Origin of the sequence: Autumnicola psychrophila, assembly GCF_031846645.1 — a bacterium.
GTDB classification, from domain to species: domain Bacteria; phylum Bacteroidota; class Bacteroidia; order Flavobacteriales; family Flavobacteriaceae; genus Autumnicola; species Autumnicola psychrophila.
Genome location: NZ_JAVRHN010000011.1, coordinates 1 through 15,302, shown reverse-complemented (window position 1 = coordinate 15,302; position 15,302 = coordinate 1). Strand labels below are relative to the sequence as shown.

At 35.7% G+C, this 15,302-nt stretch carries 12 protein-coding genes and 2 tRNA genes; 9 read left to right on the top strand and 5 right to left on the bottom strand.

Going from position 1 to position 15,302, the window contains the following annotated elements; genetic code table 11:
* Positions 1-53: 53 nt before the first annotated feature.
* The 4 genes from RM541_RS13815 to RM541_RS13800 all read right to left on the bottom strand — a co-directional run bounded on the left by RM541_RS13815 (position 54) and on the right by RM541_RS13800 (position 4,307).
* Positions 54-1,487: an MBOAT family O-acyltransferase gene (locus RM541_RS13815; RefSeq protein ID WP_311500726.1), complete on the bottom strand. Its 1,434-nt coding sequence runs from the start codon at positions 1,485-1,487 to the stop codon at positions 54-56.
* Positions 1,488-1,577: 90 nt separating this feature from the next.
* A complete protein-coding gene (locus tag RM541_RS13810) occupies positions 1,578-2,435 on the bottom strand; it encodes a hypothetical protein (protein WP_311500725.1) in 858 nt (285 codons plus the stop codon).
* A gap of 223 nt (positions 2,436-2,658) precedes the next feature.
* The gene (locus tag RM541_RS13805; RefSeq protein WP_311500724.1) at positions 2,659-3,117 is read right to left on the bottom strand and encodes a c-type cytochrome; all 459 of its coding nucleotides are present in this window, start codon (positions 3,115-3,117) and stop codon (positions 2,659-2,661) included.
* A 5-nt stretch (positions 3,118-3,122) separates the two neighbouring features.
* Positions 3,123-4,307, bottom strand: a complete 1,185-nt coding sequence (locus RM541_RS13800; protein ID WP_311500723.1) for a PQQ-dependent sugar dehydrogenase — start codon at positions 4,305-4,307, stop codon at positions 3,123-3,125.
* A 101-nt stretch (positions 4,308-4,408) separates the two neighbouring features.
* Here RM541_RS13800 and RM541_RS13795 point away from each other — a divergent pair.
* The 4 genes from RM541_RS13795 (at position 4,409) to RM541_RS13780 (ending at position 7,682) form a co-directional block, all read left to right on the top strand.
* Positions 4,409-4,483, top strand: a tRNA-Pro gene (locus RM541_RS13795).
* Positions 4,484-4,837: 354 nt separating this feature from the next.
* The gene (locus RM541_RS13790) at positions 4,838-5,194 is read left to right on the top strand and encodes a response regulator (protein ID WP_311500722.1); all 357 of its coding nucleotides are present in this window, start codon (positions 4,838-4,840) and stop codon (positions 5,192-5,194) included.
* Entirely contained in the window at positions 5,195-6,241 is a 1,047-nt protein-coding gene (locus RM541_RS13785; RefSeq protein WP_311500721.1) for a hypothetical protein, read from the top strand.
* Positions 6,231-7,682 carry a glycosyltransferase family 2 protein gene (locus tag RM541_RS13780; protein ID WP_311500720.1) on the top strand — a complete coding sequence of 484 codons (1,452 nt, stop codon included), beginning with the start codon at positions 6,231-6,233 and terminating at the stop codon, positions 7,680-7,682. Before RM541_RS13785 ends, RM541_RS13780 begins: the two co-directional genes overlap by 11 nt.
* Here the strand turns inward: RM541_RS13780 and RM541_RS13775 are convergent.
* On the bottom strand, positions 7,679-8,926 hold the full coding sequence (locus RM541_RS13775) for a YaiO family outer membrane beta-barrel protein (protein WP_311500719.1): 1,248 nt from the start codon (positions 8,924-8,926) through the stop codon (positions 7,679-7,681). The two genes, RM541_RS13780 and RM541_RS13775, sit on opposite strands and share 4 nt — an antisense overlap.
* Positions 8,927-9,113: 187 nt before the next feature.
* Between RM541_RS13775 and RM541_RS13770 the strand changes: the two genes are divergently transcribed.
* The 5 genes from RM541_RS13770 to RM541_RS13750 all read left to right on the top strand — a co-directional run.
* On the top strand, positions 9,114-9,974 hold the full coding sequence (locus RM541_RS13770; RefSeq protein WP_311500718.1) for an aldo/keto reductase: 861 nt from the start codon (positions 9,114-9,116) through the stop codon (positions 9,972-9,974).
* 87 nt (positions 9,975-10,061) lie between these two features.
* Positions 10,062-10,135, top strand: a tRNA-Pro gene (locus RM541_RS13765).
* A 1,455-nt stretch (positions 10,136-11,590) separates the two neighbouring features.
* Entirely contained in the window at positions 11,591-12,751 is a 1,161-nt protein-coding gene (locus RM541_RS13760; RefSeq protein WP_311500717.1) for a helix-turn-helix domain-containing protein, read from the top strand.
* Positions 12,752-12,934: 183 nt separating this feature from the next.
* Entirely contained in the window at positions 12,935-13,216 is a 282-nt protein-coding gene (locus tag RM541_RS13755; protein ID WP_311500716.1) for a hypothetical protein, read from the top strand.
* A 1,218-nt stretch (positions 13,217-14,434) separates the two neighbouring features.
* Positions 14,435-15,302: leucine-rich repeat protein (locus RM541_RS13750; RefSeq protein WP_311500715.1), on the top strand; the 868-nt coding region annotated here is incomplete at its 3' end.

The following is a 15,302-nucleotide window of genomic DNA, read 5'->3' as shown; positions in this document are numbered from 1 at the left end:
TAACAAGGATCGGAAATAAAAATATAGTCATCCGAAGTGTGAATTTTTTCAAATCAGAACTGGAAATAAATGAATGATTCTTTTGGTCCTCCATAACGGATTATTAGATAAACAAAAATATAATATATGCACCACCTCACCAATCTCGGTATTAGCTTCTCCAAATCTTCAAAAGGATATTCCTTCTTTTGGGAAAATATTTCCATTAGTAGCATAAGGAAAAGAAATCCAATATTGAGTTTAATAATGCTTTCAAAATTGTGATCAGGTATAAACCGAAAAATCCTTTCTAGAATTGTAAAAGCTACTTCATAATTTGGTGCTCTAAAAAAAACAATGGATAGCACAAGTAGCGTAAAAGATAAACCGATAGCCCCCATGTTAATTAGGATTCCTGGTATTAACTTATTGGTTTTTATAGTACCAATCCTCTTATAATAGATCTGATATAAAATCATATAAAGAGCATGGATAAGACCAAACAAAATAAAAGTCCACTCTGCACCATGCCAGAGACCTATTAAGCCGAAGGTCAATATTAAAGCCACATATCTATTATAGGGAGTTTTTTTTCTGTTTTGCAGAAATGGGATATGCACATAATCCCTAAACCACTGGCTTAGGGTGATATTCCATCTTCTCCAGAAATCGGGTATTCCTCTGGCAAAATGGGGAAGATTGAAATTAACATGTAATTTAAAACCAAATAATTTGGCTGAACCTAAAGCAATATCAGTATATCCGGAGAAATCCGCATAGATCTGAAAGTAGAATAAAACCAATCCATAAAATAATTCCCAACTTTGAAAATCTGAAGGTTTGGCAAAAAAAGTATCTACTGCCAAGGCTAGATTGTCGGCAACGACTATTTTTTTAAATAGTCCCCATAAAATTTGACGTAAGCCTTCTTTTCCTCTTTTCAGAGAAAACTGTCGTTTCTTGAAAAATTGTGGTAATAAAAAAGAGGTCCTTTCAATTGGTCCAGCAACAAGTTGTGGAAAAAAACTTACATAGCAAAGAAATTCTAAAAGATGATTTGTGGGTTTTATTTTGTTTTTATAAACATCTATAGTATAACTAATGGTTTGAAAAGTATAAAAACTTAACCCAACAGGAAGGATTATTTCAAAGGAAAGAGCGAAATTATTAGCTCCGGTTAAATTAAAAGTTTGTAAAAAGCTTTGTACGAAGAAATCGTAGTACTTGAAAGTAAAGAGAACCCCAAGGTTCCATACTAAGCTAAATAATAAGTATAATTTTTTATACTTGGCGGAAGATGATTGGCTAATCAGGATTGCAGTGTAATAATCAACAATAGAGCTTAAAAATATAAGTATTACAAATCTCCAATCCCAGAAACCGTAAAAAGTATAGCTGGCTCCTAAAATCAGAAGATTTTGAAGCTTTAATTTTTTGCTTCCAATTAGCCAGTAAATTCCAAATACTAATGGAAGGAATACAGCGTATTCGAAAGAATTAAATAGCAAGCAACTAAAAATTTATGATGAAAAAATTAATCAAAAAAACCCGGGAGTTAAAACCCGGGTTTTCTTTTTTTTGTAATGTTGTACACTATATTAAATGCACTCTTCTCCAGAAGCTGAATCTGATTCAAACACAAGGCTTGATTCTCCAAACCAAGCTGAGTCATAGACCCACTGACCTCTTAGTGTTGAACAATCTTCAAATTGTTCAATGTTATCATTATCATAAGTATGCTCACCAGTTACATCAGCAGGGCCTGAACCACCTTGGATTGTACCAGACAAATCACAAGTAGTAGCACCTCTACCATTAGCCACACAATTAGTCTGTGTCATAGTACCTGGAAAAACTTCATTTTTCAAAGTAACCTGAAGTATGAAATCAGCTCCATTGCCCATACCATCACTAGTAGCTATTGAATTAAAAGTTTGCGTTCCTCCTTTGCCCAAATCAGGATGATCTTCACATCCATTTAAACATCTGTAAGTTCCTGTTTTAGTTTCTACTGCCGCTTTAGATGTTTCTTTTACAATCACCACATCTCCTTCTTTACCCATGTATATAGCATTAGAAACTATAGGGTTTGAACCATCTTCCTCTACACTAAAATCAAAAGAGAAATCCTCTCCTGAGAATTGTATAGCATCATCAGATGCTTTTGATGCTTTAGCATCAGATCGGAAAGATTTTAGTTGTCCATCAGGAAAACCAAAAGCAACTAACGGATTGTCCTTTCCATTCATTTCAATAAGAACTGTTGCTCTTTGCTTTCCATCAAGTGTTGTAAACACACCTTCATAAATACCAAGATTTGAATTGTCATAAAGACCTTCGGCTACTTGTGTTTCCAGATCTACTGCTGTTTCTGGTTCGTTAACTTCATTAAGTTCATCATTGGAACAAGATGCGATCATCGAGCCAATGAACAAAAAAGTAAATAATTTTTTCATAGGTTTAAATTTAATTGATTTAAAAAACTTTTGTCAAAGAAAGTAAATTTGACAGTGCAATAATAATGTTTTTAGTTAAACGTTTCGCAAAAAACGTGAAATTTGTAAGAAAACTTATGGTGTTAAAATCATCACTTTCAGCGCTTGACACGTTTTAACAAGGTCTAAATCTTAAAAATGGACAGGAATAATATTAAACGGATAAATAGCACAGTCTATCGAGCTACTCCTTTACTGCAGCAACTTCTTCAGCGGTTATCATATCCTCTATATTATTGCTCCACGAATTCATCGCGTAATTTAAAGCGTCTGCCACCTCCTGGTCACTTAGCCCCAGTGGAGGCATTAAATTATCATAAGTTTTTCCATTTACTGTTATTTCTCCTCTTAACCCAAATTTTACAGCATGGATGCTTGCTTCACGTTTTTCAGTAAGCCAGTTAGACCCATCAAGTGGAGGATAAGTTCCTGGAATGCCTTGACCTGTTGGTAGGTGACATGTAGAGCATAAACCAGAATAAAGTTCTTTTCCTCTTGCCATACTTTCCTGTAAAGGTGATTGTGAACCGGATTCTTCTGTAGAAGGGATTATATAGGAATCTTCCTCTTTCTGGCTTTTCTTTTTGTCAGATTTGCAGGCGAACATGATAAATGCAAAAGCAATCAGTAAAACTTTCTTCATTGGTATTATTCTTCTTTTGTTAATTTTATTATTCCTGTTCCTTCTATTGCTGCGAAAATATCTCCGTTAGGACCCTGTCGTACGTCTCTTACCCTGCCAATTTCTTCAAGAATTTTTTCACGCTTTTCAATTTTCTTCCCGTTAAGGGTAAGATGCTCAATGTATTGGAACTTAAGAGAGCCAACTAAAAGATCCCCTTTTAGTTCTGGAAATTTTTCAGAAGTAATATATGCCATACCACTCGGTGCAATGGAAGGAAGCCAGTAGAAAATAGGATCTTCCATTTCAGGATTAGAAGTTTCATCTGTAATAGCACCACCGCCATAGTTTTCACCATAAGTTACTGCTGGCCAGCCATAATTTTCTCCTTTTTTTATTACATTAATTTCATCCCCTCCTTGTGGCCCATGTTCGTGTACCCATACTTCACCTGTTCCGGGATGTAGAATCATTCCCTGCGGATTCCTGTGGCCGTAGGAGAAAATCGCCTTTTTTGCATCTTCATTTTCTGTAAACGGATTGCTCTCAGGAACGGTACCATCATCATTTAACCTGTAAACTTTACCATTGTCCCGGGTTATATCTTGTGGATTTTCATCCCTGGCACCGCGTTCTCCTGCCGTGAAGTACAAATAGCCTTCATTATCAAAAACTATACGTGATCCGAAGTGCTGGCCTTTTGTGGTATTAGGACTGGCTTTATAAAGTACTTCTTTGCTTGTGAAACTTCCATTTTCAAGCTTACCACGCATGACAGCAGTGTTTCCTCCTTCTTCCGATCCTTCAGGTGAAGCATAGGAAATATAAATCCATCCGGTCTCTTCGTAATTGGGGTGCAGTACAATGTCAAGAAGCCCACCTTGTCCGCGATCATAAACTTCAGGAACTCCTTTTATCTGTTGCTTTGTGCCATCTTTAAAATGAATAATTTCACCACTTTTTTCAGTAATGAGCATAGATCCATCTGACATGAAGGTAAAACCCCATGGAATTTGCATATCGGACACAACCACTTCATAGGAATAACTTCCAGAGGTTGATTCCGCAGGTATAGGCTCCGGAACATTGTTTTCAATGGTGGTTTCTTCTGCACTATTTTGGTCTGCAGTGGCAGTGTCAGTATTTTTACCATTTTCTCCACATGCATGTAGAGTAACAGTGACAACAATTAGAAAGAGTAACTTTTTCATAAATTCTTTTTTTTAAAAACGAAGATATAAAAATAAAAAATTTTATTGCAGAGTGGACAGAATTATTATATTTGCATCCGCTTAAGTTATATTTAAGTTTTCGGGGTGTAGCGTAGCCCGGTTATCGCGCCTGCTTTGGGAGCAGGAGGCCGCAGGTTCGAATCCTGCCACCCCGACAAAATATTATTGCAAAGGAGTTAAAAAAACACTGTTAATCTATTGATTTTCAGTGTTTTTTGTTTTTACTTATGTTGGACGACATCATATAGGATCAAGCCAAATTGTTTTGTTTAGTCGAAAAATGTAGTTAATCTCTAGAGGAAGAAAAGCCTGAATCTTTCAGCAGGTGAACGAGTAATAGTAAATAATTTTCAGGATATATTGAAATTTAGCCCAAAATTTTTGGAAATGAGATGAGAAACAGATGATCTAATACTCGAATATCCCATACTTTCCATACTTTTACCTATAGCCTGTAAGATGTCTAGAAATAGTAGTATATTTCAAAACTCCAAATTGTTACCCTATTGATGCCGAAACTAGCCCTGGTGATTCAGGAAGACATAATTATTCTAAAGATCCTTGAACGGCTTGCAATTTCAAATTCCTATAGTTGTAAAGCAATATCTTCCCTGAGCCATTTAGATATTGAAGACCAAAACACCAATTTCGACGTTATTATTTCTGATATTTTATTTGATGGTATTGCTCCGTTGGAATTTGTTTCTCAGGTTCAGGAGGTCATTCTTCATCGTAACCTACTCATTGTTTCGAATATGGGACAGGAAAAAATCAAGCAAGAGACTATGGCTTTAAAAGGTATAGCAGGATTCTTTGAAATTCCCTTCGATCTGGATGAGATAGAGAAACTAATGCAAACCTACTAAATGGATATAGCTATACTTATTCTAATTCTTAAGATTGGCCTTCTCATGCTGATTCTTCTTTGGATAAGTATTGGCATTACCATGTCTTACAGAAAGCGAAGACTCCGTAAACTTCATTTAATAGAAAGCACTTTTGCAGATGTAGTGAGTAAATATCTTTATCCAGATAAAGAAAACCCTGTATCACTTGTAGAAATTCAGCGTCTCATGCGAAAAATAGGGATCAGGGAATCCAGAATGAAGAATGTGCAGTATCTTATAGCGCTAATGATAAGAACTCAAAGATCGATATTGGGCAAAAATCACGATAGACTTAAACAGCTTTACGGACAGATACCACCATTTCGTGCTTCTATTTCTAAGGTACGAACCTATGGCTGGTATAACAAAGCCTGTGGCATTAGGGAAATATATGAAATGAACCAGACTCAATACCTCCAGGAAATTATTCCCTTAAGAAACCATAAAAATTTATATGTTCGACGTGAAGCCCAAATAGCATTGGTTGTAATTTTGGGTTGGGAAAGTCTCCGGTTTATACCTTATTTAAAGAAGAAAGTTACACGGTGGCAACAGATTAAAATTGTGGAGAAATTGTATGATCTTTACAGGGAACCACAAGTCGAATCGTTAAGGAAAATCTATGGATCTGACAGGATTTTTGCAAAACAGTTGATAATGCGTATTATTAGAAAATATAATCTTGAAAGCGAGATAGACTACATCCTGGCACACCTTAGTCATGCGAATTATGATGTCAGGGAGGCAGCAATTTATTGTCTTAACAGTTTTAATGCGTCTGAGAAGATGGAGCATATCAAAAAAAACTTTCAGGAGATTCCTGTAGTTAGTCAGCAAAAACAACTTCTGGAATATGTTTTTCAGAATTCAGAAATTGACTTGGAATTCTACATGAAGCTTTTAAGAACTTCTAATGATGAAATTAAATTAAAATCAGCAGAGATTCTTTGGAATAATGGATATAAAGAAAAGGTTCAGGAATTTTATCTGCAGCAATATTCTAATACCGACATCTATGCAGAATGATCTGTTCAATATCTCTTGGGGAGAGGTGATTTTCTGGTCGGTAAATTATTTTTTCTTTTTTTACGGACTTATCCTAATGAGCATCTACTTTACTGGGATAATCTTGGCTAACAGAGCCATCAATAGAACAAAGCAACGCTCTGTTTTTCTTAATGTGAAGGATATCGTAGGAGCTACAGATATCCCTTCTGTAACATTGGTTGCTCCCGCATTTAATGAAGGTTTGACCATAATAGAAAACGTAAAATCCCTTCTTTCTATCCAATACCCGTACTATGATTTTATCCTGGTGAATGATGGTAGTAAAGATGACTCCCTACAAAAGTTAATTGAAGAATTTGACCTGGAGCCGCGGGATGCAACATTTATTACACAACCAATTCCAACTGCTTCTGTAAATCATATTTATAAAAGCAGAAATAAAAAGTACACGCATCTTACAGTTATAGATAAAAATAACGGAGGACGGGCAGACGCATTAAACGCGGGAATTAACTTTGCTAGTAGTGAACTGGTAATATGTACAGATGCCGATTGTATAATTGAACAGGACGCTTTAATAAAGATGGTAAGGCCGTATCTTGAAGAAGATGACAAAGAAATAATTGCTTGTGGAGCAGGTATAGGAATAGCTAACGATTCTGTAGTGAAAAACGGTGTCTTAAAGGAGCTAAGGCTACCTGATAATCTTGTTCCAATGATTCAGGTGGTAGAGTACATAAGAGCATTTTTACTGGGGCGCATGGCTTGGGGCGAAATCAATGGACTTATGTTGGTTTCAGGAGCTTTTGGAATGTACCCTCTTAAACGGGTGATTGAAGTAGGAGGGTTTGATGCTAAAATGGTTGGGGAGGACCTGGAACTGTGTATTAGGTTAAGAACTCATATGGAAGATCTAAAGTTGCCATACAAAGTAGTATATCTGCCAGAAACACTTTGCTGGACAGAAGCACCTCCCACATATCAGGTACTTATTAATCAACGTGACAGGTGGTCCAGGGGCTTATGGGAAACTATAAGTATACACAAACACCTTTTTTTAAACAGGAAGTACAGGCATATGGGAATAATTTATTTTCCTTATTGGCTAATTTTTGAGTTTGGAGCACCTTTGGTAGAATTCTTAGGTATAATTGCAATTTTTGTTTTTGCATTGATGGGGTTAATAAACTGGCCGAATGCTATTTTAATTTATGCTTTTATATATCTGCTGGGATGTCTTTTTTCTACGGCTGCAGTTTTTATGTATGTTAAAAGCTTTGACCATTATACAAAGCCGGCACAAGTTGTAGAACTACTTCTGGCATCTTATCTTGAGCCTTTTTTGTATCACCCGGTTTTACTGTATGGCCAAATGAAGGGGTACTACAAAAAGTTGTTTAAAATCAAGTCTGGCTGGGGAGTGATGACCAGAAAAGGTTTTAAAATCTCAGAAGACTAAAATCTATAGCGATACATGATGTTCGCAAGAAGTTGATTTCCCTTAGTTCCGGTATTTACATCTTCAAAAAGATAACCTCCTCCCAGTTGAATAATATGGTGGACACCCAAAGATTTATTTATACCTACATTAAAATAATAAGCTTCCAGACCAGGATTGTTTTGTACTGAGGTGTATATTACCCTTTCATCGGGAGAGATACCACTTCCCAATCTGCCAAAGAAGAAATTATCTGCATTGCCAAAGTAATATCGAATGTTAAACTGGTAATTTTGGACCAGTTGATTTAACCTTTCAGGCCCTAGAAAAGTTCTGGCATTAAGATAGAAACTACCCTGATAAGCAGTCAGTCCAAAAATACCTGTGAAAAAACTACTATCGGAGAAACCCAGAAGCCTGCCGCCAATTTCGGCTTCAAAGATTTGAGCGAAATTATAAAAAAACGAAGCACTTCCGCGGTAATTAGGAAAAAGTGTACCATCAGAAACACCTGCATTTACAAAACCATACATTTTGTCATTAAACACGGGATAAGCCTCCAGTTCGTATAGAGTTCCCTGGTCATAAGCCCTGTCAGTATAATTTACCCTTCCAATTATTGCGGTACGGTTTACATTATGCTGAAAATCTGCACTTATCGTATGCCATGGCTCCCGCTCATAAACATCGCTAAAATTGTTTAGCTGATAATTTACGGCAACTTCATTAGTTACTGTTCTATTCAATATAATTTGAAGTACATATCGATCGGCTCCTGAAATTTCTGAATCTTCTATAGTTTTCAGGGCTATTTCCCTCGCCTCTTTTCTTCTTCTTAAACTCAGCAGGAGCTGTGCTTTTTGAATTTTCAGGGAAGTATCATTAGTATAAATATTTTCCAGTTCAGCTATAAACCGAAGAGCGTCTTTTTTAGCATTATACTTTCCAATACGCTGCAAAGCAAGGGATTTGGTGTCTACATAATGTGGAGCTTCTTTTAGTAAAAGATTTAAATCCTGATCAGCTTGATCTGGCTGATTGAGAGCCCAGTAATTCCTTATCTGAAGAATTCTGATATCATGATATTCTGGTGCAATTTCCAGAGCACGATTAGTAAGTTTTAATGACTCGCCATATTTTTTTCCTTTGTACAAATCAAGTGCATTGTAATAAAGTGAGTCGGTATTCTTTTCTGTAGTCTCCTGGGCTTGTGTAGTTAAGGAGGCGAAGCTCATTAGAATAAGGGCAATTAAGAGGTTCTTCATATCTGGGGATAGTGCAAATTTTCTTCAAAAATATAGTTTTACAGCAAACAAACCTTTTTTTCTTATAAGATTTTCAGAATGAGTAAATAAACCCTCTGCACTCGCTATACGCCCTATATCTAATTAAAAGCTTTCGGATCTTCAATTTTTCAGTATATTTTTGAAATCCAATTTCAAATTAGGATGTATGGATTTAACAGATATTAGGGGAACTATAAGCTTAAGAAACGGCGATGATATGCCATACTTAGGACTAGGAGTGTACAAGTCAAAGAATGGTGATGAAGTAATAAAAGCAGTCCATTCCGCATTAGAAATTGGTTATAGGCACATTGACACTGCCAGTATGTATAAGAATGAAGAAGGCGTGGGAGAAGCTATTAGATCCAGCGGAATTTTGAGAGATGAAATATTTGTGACAACAAAGGTTTGGAACGATGATGAGGGGTATGAATCCACCTTAAAAGCATTCGAAAAATCTCTTAAAAGATTGCAACTTAAATATGTTGATTTATATCTAATTCATTGGCCTACCGTAAAATATATTGATACCTGGAGGGCTCTTGAAAAGTTACATCGCGATGGGAAAGCAAAAGCCATTGGAGTGTGTAATTGCATGGAGCACCATTTGGAAGAGCTAAAGAATAAATCTGAAGTTATTCCTATGATTCTTCAAAATGAATTTCATCCCAGGCTTATTCAGCAAGATTTAATTGATTACTGCAAAAAAAATAATATTCAGTATCAGGCATGGTCCCCATTGATGCGTGGTAAAGTAATGCAAATTGAAGAACTAAAGCAGCTCGCGAGGAAGTATGATAAAAGCGTAGCACAATTAGTGATTCGCTGGAGTCTTCAGAAAGGCGTATTGACTATACCAAAAAGCGTACATAAGCAAAGAATTTTGGAAAATTCGCAGGTATTTGATTTTCAAATATCATCAGAGGATATGGCTCGTATTGATATGTTGGACAGAGAAGAAAGAACAGGGGCACATCCTGATAATTTTATAAGTCATTTTGCAGCAAAAGAGCGAAACAAAAAGTGATAATTCTTTTGAAATATGTAAATAACCTATTTTATTTGCACTTCTTTTAATGGAGGTTCATTTTCTTCCGTTAATGGAGTAAAGATTCGGGATGTGGCGCAGTCTGGTAGCGTATACGTCTGGGGGGCGTAGGGTCGCAGGTTCAAATCCTGTCATCCCGACTTTTTAGCATATCAAATTAACACATTTAAAAGGTAATTATATGATTTTAATATAATTACCTTTTTACTTTGATGCAAAATTTAACAAATAGCGTTAAAAAAAATGTGAGTTGAAAGCTCTTATAACTTCCACAGAAATGCTTTACTGAGAAAGCTTCAAAAATAGCATTTGCCTGATCTATGCTTAATTGAATAACCCTAAGGTCAAAATGTTGAAATTTTTCTCTCGCATCGTCATCTATGGAATATACTTCCAGGGTATTTAATCTGTTTCTGATCCTTTTTCTTTTAACAAAGAAATAAACGGCTGCCATGCTTAATAAAAAAGGAATAAAGTAAATAACAGTAAAACTTATCTGAATCCATAAACTGGAGGGAGTAGTCCAGACATAAAATAGGAGGGTCGTCAAAAATAAAAAACAGCAGGTAATTAATACCTGGCCAAGTTGTGAATCTGTTTCCCGCAGTACATAATTAAAAGAATCCTGGAGCTTTGCCCTCAGCTGAAGAGTAATAACCGCGATACGCTCCAAAAACATGCTATCTTTGTTACCGTTAACTAATTAAAGATAACGAAAAGAACGTATGGAATTATTTAAATATTTTGTCTGCTCCGGTTTTAAGAATAGGAAGTTGTATTCTTTATAGAAAAGAATCTCTAAAGCTGAAAAAAGCCAGAGTAAATAAAATGTTCATACGATTCTGTTATACCTCTGCACCAGGTGACCGTTTCCCTCTTTATCCTCGAGCAATTAGTTATTAAAAAAGATATAAGTTCATTTCTGGTGGAATAGCAGCTTTTATCTGGAGAAACAATCTTCCGGTAGTTAGGATGTCTTCACCGCTACCAAAAAGCAGCTTTGCTCCTTAATTTCCTCACATACTCAACTCTTCTTCTCCGTATTTATAACCGAAAAAAGTAATTCTGTATTATTCAGCACAAAACTTACGTCCTGAATTTCCCCAGCCATTAAAATAAAACCCAAGACTAAATCCCTCAGCAGTGTCCAACTGCTTCCTATTGCACAGAAATTAATAGCGAAGAAGGTGTGGAAGGTCCTAACGACACTTTATTTTCCGTTTATTCGAATCAACGTGTCATTTTTATTTTAAAGAAATAGCTGATCGCTGCAAAATTAAATTATTTGATGTCATATATTGCCAGACATTCGCCACAATCGTTAATAATCTTTATTCCGACTGTGGCCTCTAGATGAAATAAGTTCAAAAGTTTAAAAAAAATCATTAAAAAATATAGGAATAAATTTGTAAAAAATTATTCAATCTTTTTCTTTGTTGTCGGACCTTTGAAAAGAAGATAAAGTATGATAACTTGGAGAAACTTAATAGCATTTTCAGCTCCTTATAGTTTAAAACAAAAATTTCGTTGTTATGGGGCCGAAATGATTTGGGTCATCACTGTAACAACTTTAAAAGTTCTGTAATACTTCCGATTTGATTAACATTTTATTAATAGCATCCATCTTTGGCTTTGTCTTATCCACTACCTTATTTCTAAAAAAATCTACGAATACTACTGCCACCCGTATTTTAGGTAGTTTTTATTTTCTATTGTCGGTGTATGCCTTGCAAGCCTACATAATAGACGGCGGCTATTTACAGCATTTCAGATGGTTCTTTCTTTGGCCGTTACTCCCGTATCACCTGATTTTTGTCCCGATCTATTATTATTTCAAAGTCATTTTGACGGATGAACTTAAGTGGCATAACGCAGAATTAATTTTGTTTATTCCTTTTCTTTTAGGTTTAATTGATGTTAGTTATGTATATCTCCAACCAGAGAGTTTTTATAATAATCTTATTGACTCTACAATTTCATCACCCCGGGAAAGACTGGCAGTTCATTACTGGCTCTTAGATCTCGATCAACATCTTCTTATGCGGCACATTTGGCAGTTAGGTGTTTTAGTAGTATTACTACCTCAAATAAGGACCTTTATTAAAAAAGGAAAGAATGATGAATTAAAATCTATACTCAATAAATGGCTATTCACTTTTTGGAGTATTTTAATGGTAATGGCCGTTTTGGCCAGTATCTATGCTTTAGAAAAGATGTTTCAGGAGAATTTATTTCACTCATTAATTATTATAGGAAAAGATGGAGGAATTATAACTTTCTTTCTATATATAGCGCTTTTTCTTATTGGAATCATTCCCATTTATTTCCCCAGTATTCTGTACGGTTACCCACAGCAGGTAAAACCTGTTCCTGATATTAAAACACAAGAACAACCAGAGGACCTGAAATTCGGACTTGATGAGCAGGTGGTTAATGCAAAGCTAGAGCGCCTGAAAGAAAACAGGTCCTATTTGAATCAAAATTTCAGCCTTTCCGAATGTGCCAGGGAACTGGAAATGCCTTCCCATCATATTTCCTATTTCCTCAAGCAACAATTTGAAATGAGTTTTGCGGCCTATAAAAACGGTTTGCGAATGGATCATGCAAAAAAGCTTATTGAAAATGGTTACCTGCAAAGTAACACTATTGAAGCTTTGGCCGGGGAATGTGGATTTGCCAGCAGAACATCTTTCAGCAAAGCTTTTAAAAGCGCAACTGATGTAAGCCCCAGTCAATATTCGCTCACCAAAAATTAATTCTGGTTTTTTGTAATCAGGCCTGTAAAGAAGTTATCCAAATAGAACCTGAATACACTTGACTCTATTTCCCACTGTTTAATATCCAATTTATTTCCTTTTTTGCAACTAATCTCTCAAAATATCACATCGCGCTGTGGAATCACTGAAGCAAATTTTAGTTATAAAATGTGGCAGGAATGAATGGAGGAAAAGAAAAAAGAGCAGCGGGACGGGATTTCTGCACAACCCGAAAATAGCCATCACGAGATCATCAGTCATCAAGAATGGATGATCTTCATAGTGTTTATAGCTGTTATTTTATTACTGGGGCTCTTCTTCTTTTTGATTTCCACCTACATAAGCAGTAAGGCACCCAGAGACTTAGGGATTTTGACAGTAACTTTGGTGATGAGGATATGTCTGGAGTTCGTAATGATAAGAAAGAAAAGATTTCCGATAGATGTAAGCCTCCAGGCATTATAAACAGCAATTGACCACTTACTATGAAAATAGATATATGTACTCCATTATTTCTCCGTTATTGTTGGCTGCCTACATTTATGGCTTCGCAAGGCTACTCTATATTATAGAACAAGAGCTACTGAGGGAATTCTATGTCTATATAATTTATGCTTTTTGGGTTGTTTTCTTCGGATTAACCGTTCTGATTGGCCTAAAAACTAAGAAAGGACCTTGAGATCCTTAAATTATTAATTGCTGGTAATAAGATTTCTTAGGTTACTCCTTTTCCTGCCCTAGAAGAACTGATAACTTCAGATTTGGAGAAATAAGGACTTCAAATAATTACTCTCTTGTTAGTTTTGGTTTTTACACATGAGCAGGGGTCATTACGCTGTAAGCAATAGATCCAAGATCAGTTCTCCCGCTAGATTCACCCCGCCTAAAAAAATTTGAACTTTATTTTACTTCCTATAGAAATACTTTTCATGGAGACCATGCAAAGCAATCATTAAAAGTGACCACTGCAGAATAAGACTATTGAAGCTATGGCTGTATAATATTACCAGACTAGTAAATTTATTAAAAAACCTTTAAAAGCTTTATCACTATTAGTCTCAGAGACTATGGACAGTATAAGATAAACAATTTTGAAAAAAACACGTGATCAAATCAAATTTAGACACTACAATTATCTATTTTTATTTTTATTAACGTTTTTTTAAAGTTTTTTTGCATACTCCAAGTTGAACCTCAATTTCAGGTCCTTTTGGAAAGCTCCAAAAGTGCTGATAATATTTTAAAACCCAAAAATCTCAATAAACCCAATATCTTAACCTACTCTTTCATGAAGAACTTTTACTATTCCTTATGCACGCGTAACCAGCAGTCTTTCTGCTGTAATTCAAACGTGAAAATTCTAATTATCTCCATATTGTCAGTTTTAGACTTAAGCTGAACCGCAAATACAATTACCGAGCAAATCATAAATTTCACGGATACCACCAAGATTTAGCACCTGATTTCTTAACCATAAGAGGAACAGACTTAAATGTCATGTTCGCTATTAGCAGATCTGGAGCAGTATAAAGTGGTAGTAGGCCGAACCTTAATTAAATATGGAAATCAACTAATATGAAACAAACTTTTACTCTTAAACATATTAAACTGCACTTATTGACAATATTTGTTTCCACACCAACGGCAGTGAATAAAAAATTTATTGCTATAAATAGTCAGTGCTTGCGATTATTAATTTTTTTCAATCTTCTGGTTTCTGCATCAGGTTTTTCGCAAACCTACTTTCAGGAAGGTCCATTTCGTTATGAGGTTATTTCTGAAGAAAACCAGACAGTGCGTATTATAGAATATAACGAGTGGGGGATTTCGTCAGTAACCATTCCCAGTTCGGTAAATTTTTCAGGAAATATCTATACTGTGACTGCTATAGGTGATCACGCTTTTATGTGGGCAGATCTTCAAAATGTAATAATTCCTCAGACTGTAACCAGTATAGGAAACTCTGCTTTTGAAGGGAATCAATTAACTAGTATCAACCTACCAGACAATTTAACGAGTATAGGTTATTTTGCTTTTTTTGATAGTCGCTTAACTAATATAACACTTCCAGCTAGTTTGACGAACATAGGATGGGGTGCTTTCGATATGAATTGGGATTTAAGAAGTGTAACTTCATTAAGTTTAACTCCTGGGCAAAATCCTTTCATGGATTCCTACAATATTGATTTAACCATCCCTAGCGGTACTGCTGCTGCCTATGCTGCCGCCGGTTGGACAGGCTTTAGATCAATAACTGAAGTAAATATGGCTTCTTCAGAAATCACCGAGGTCACTTTTGAAGGTGACACTTTCACTTATGATGGAACTGCACACAGCATTGCCGTTACCGGACTTCCGGAAGGCGCCACCGTAAAATATGCCGATAATGGGCAAATTAATGCAGGTACTTATAAAGTGACTGCAACAGTAAGTCAGGACAACTATAATGATAAAGTTCTGACTGCCAGTCTTGTGATCGAAAAAGCAGAAGCGGTAATCACTGCCGATGCTGTTCAGACTTTCACTTATGATGGAGATGTTAAGAATGTGT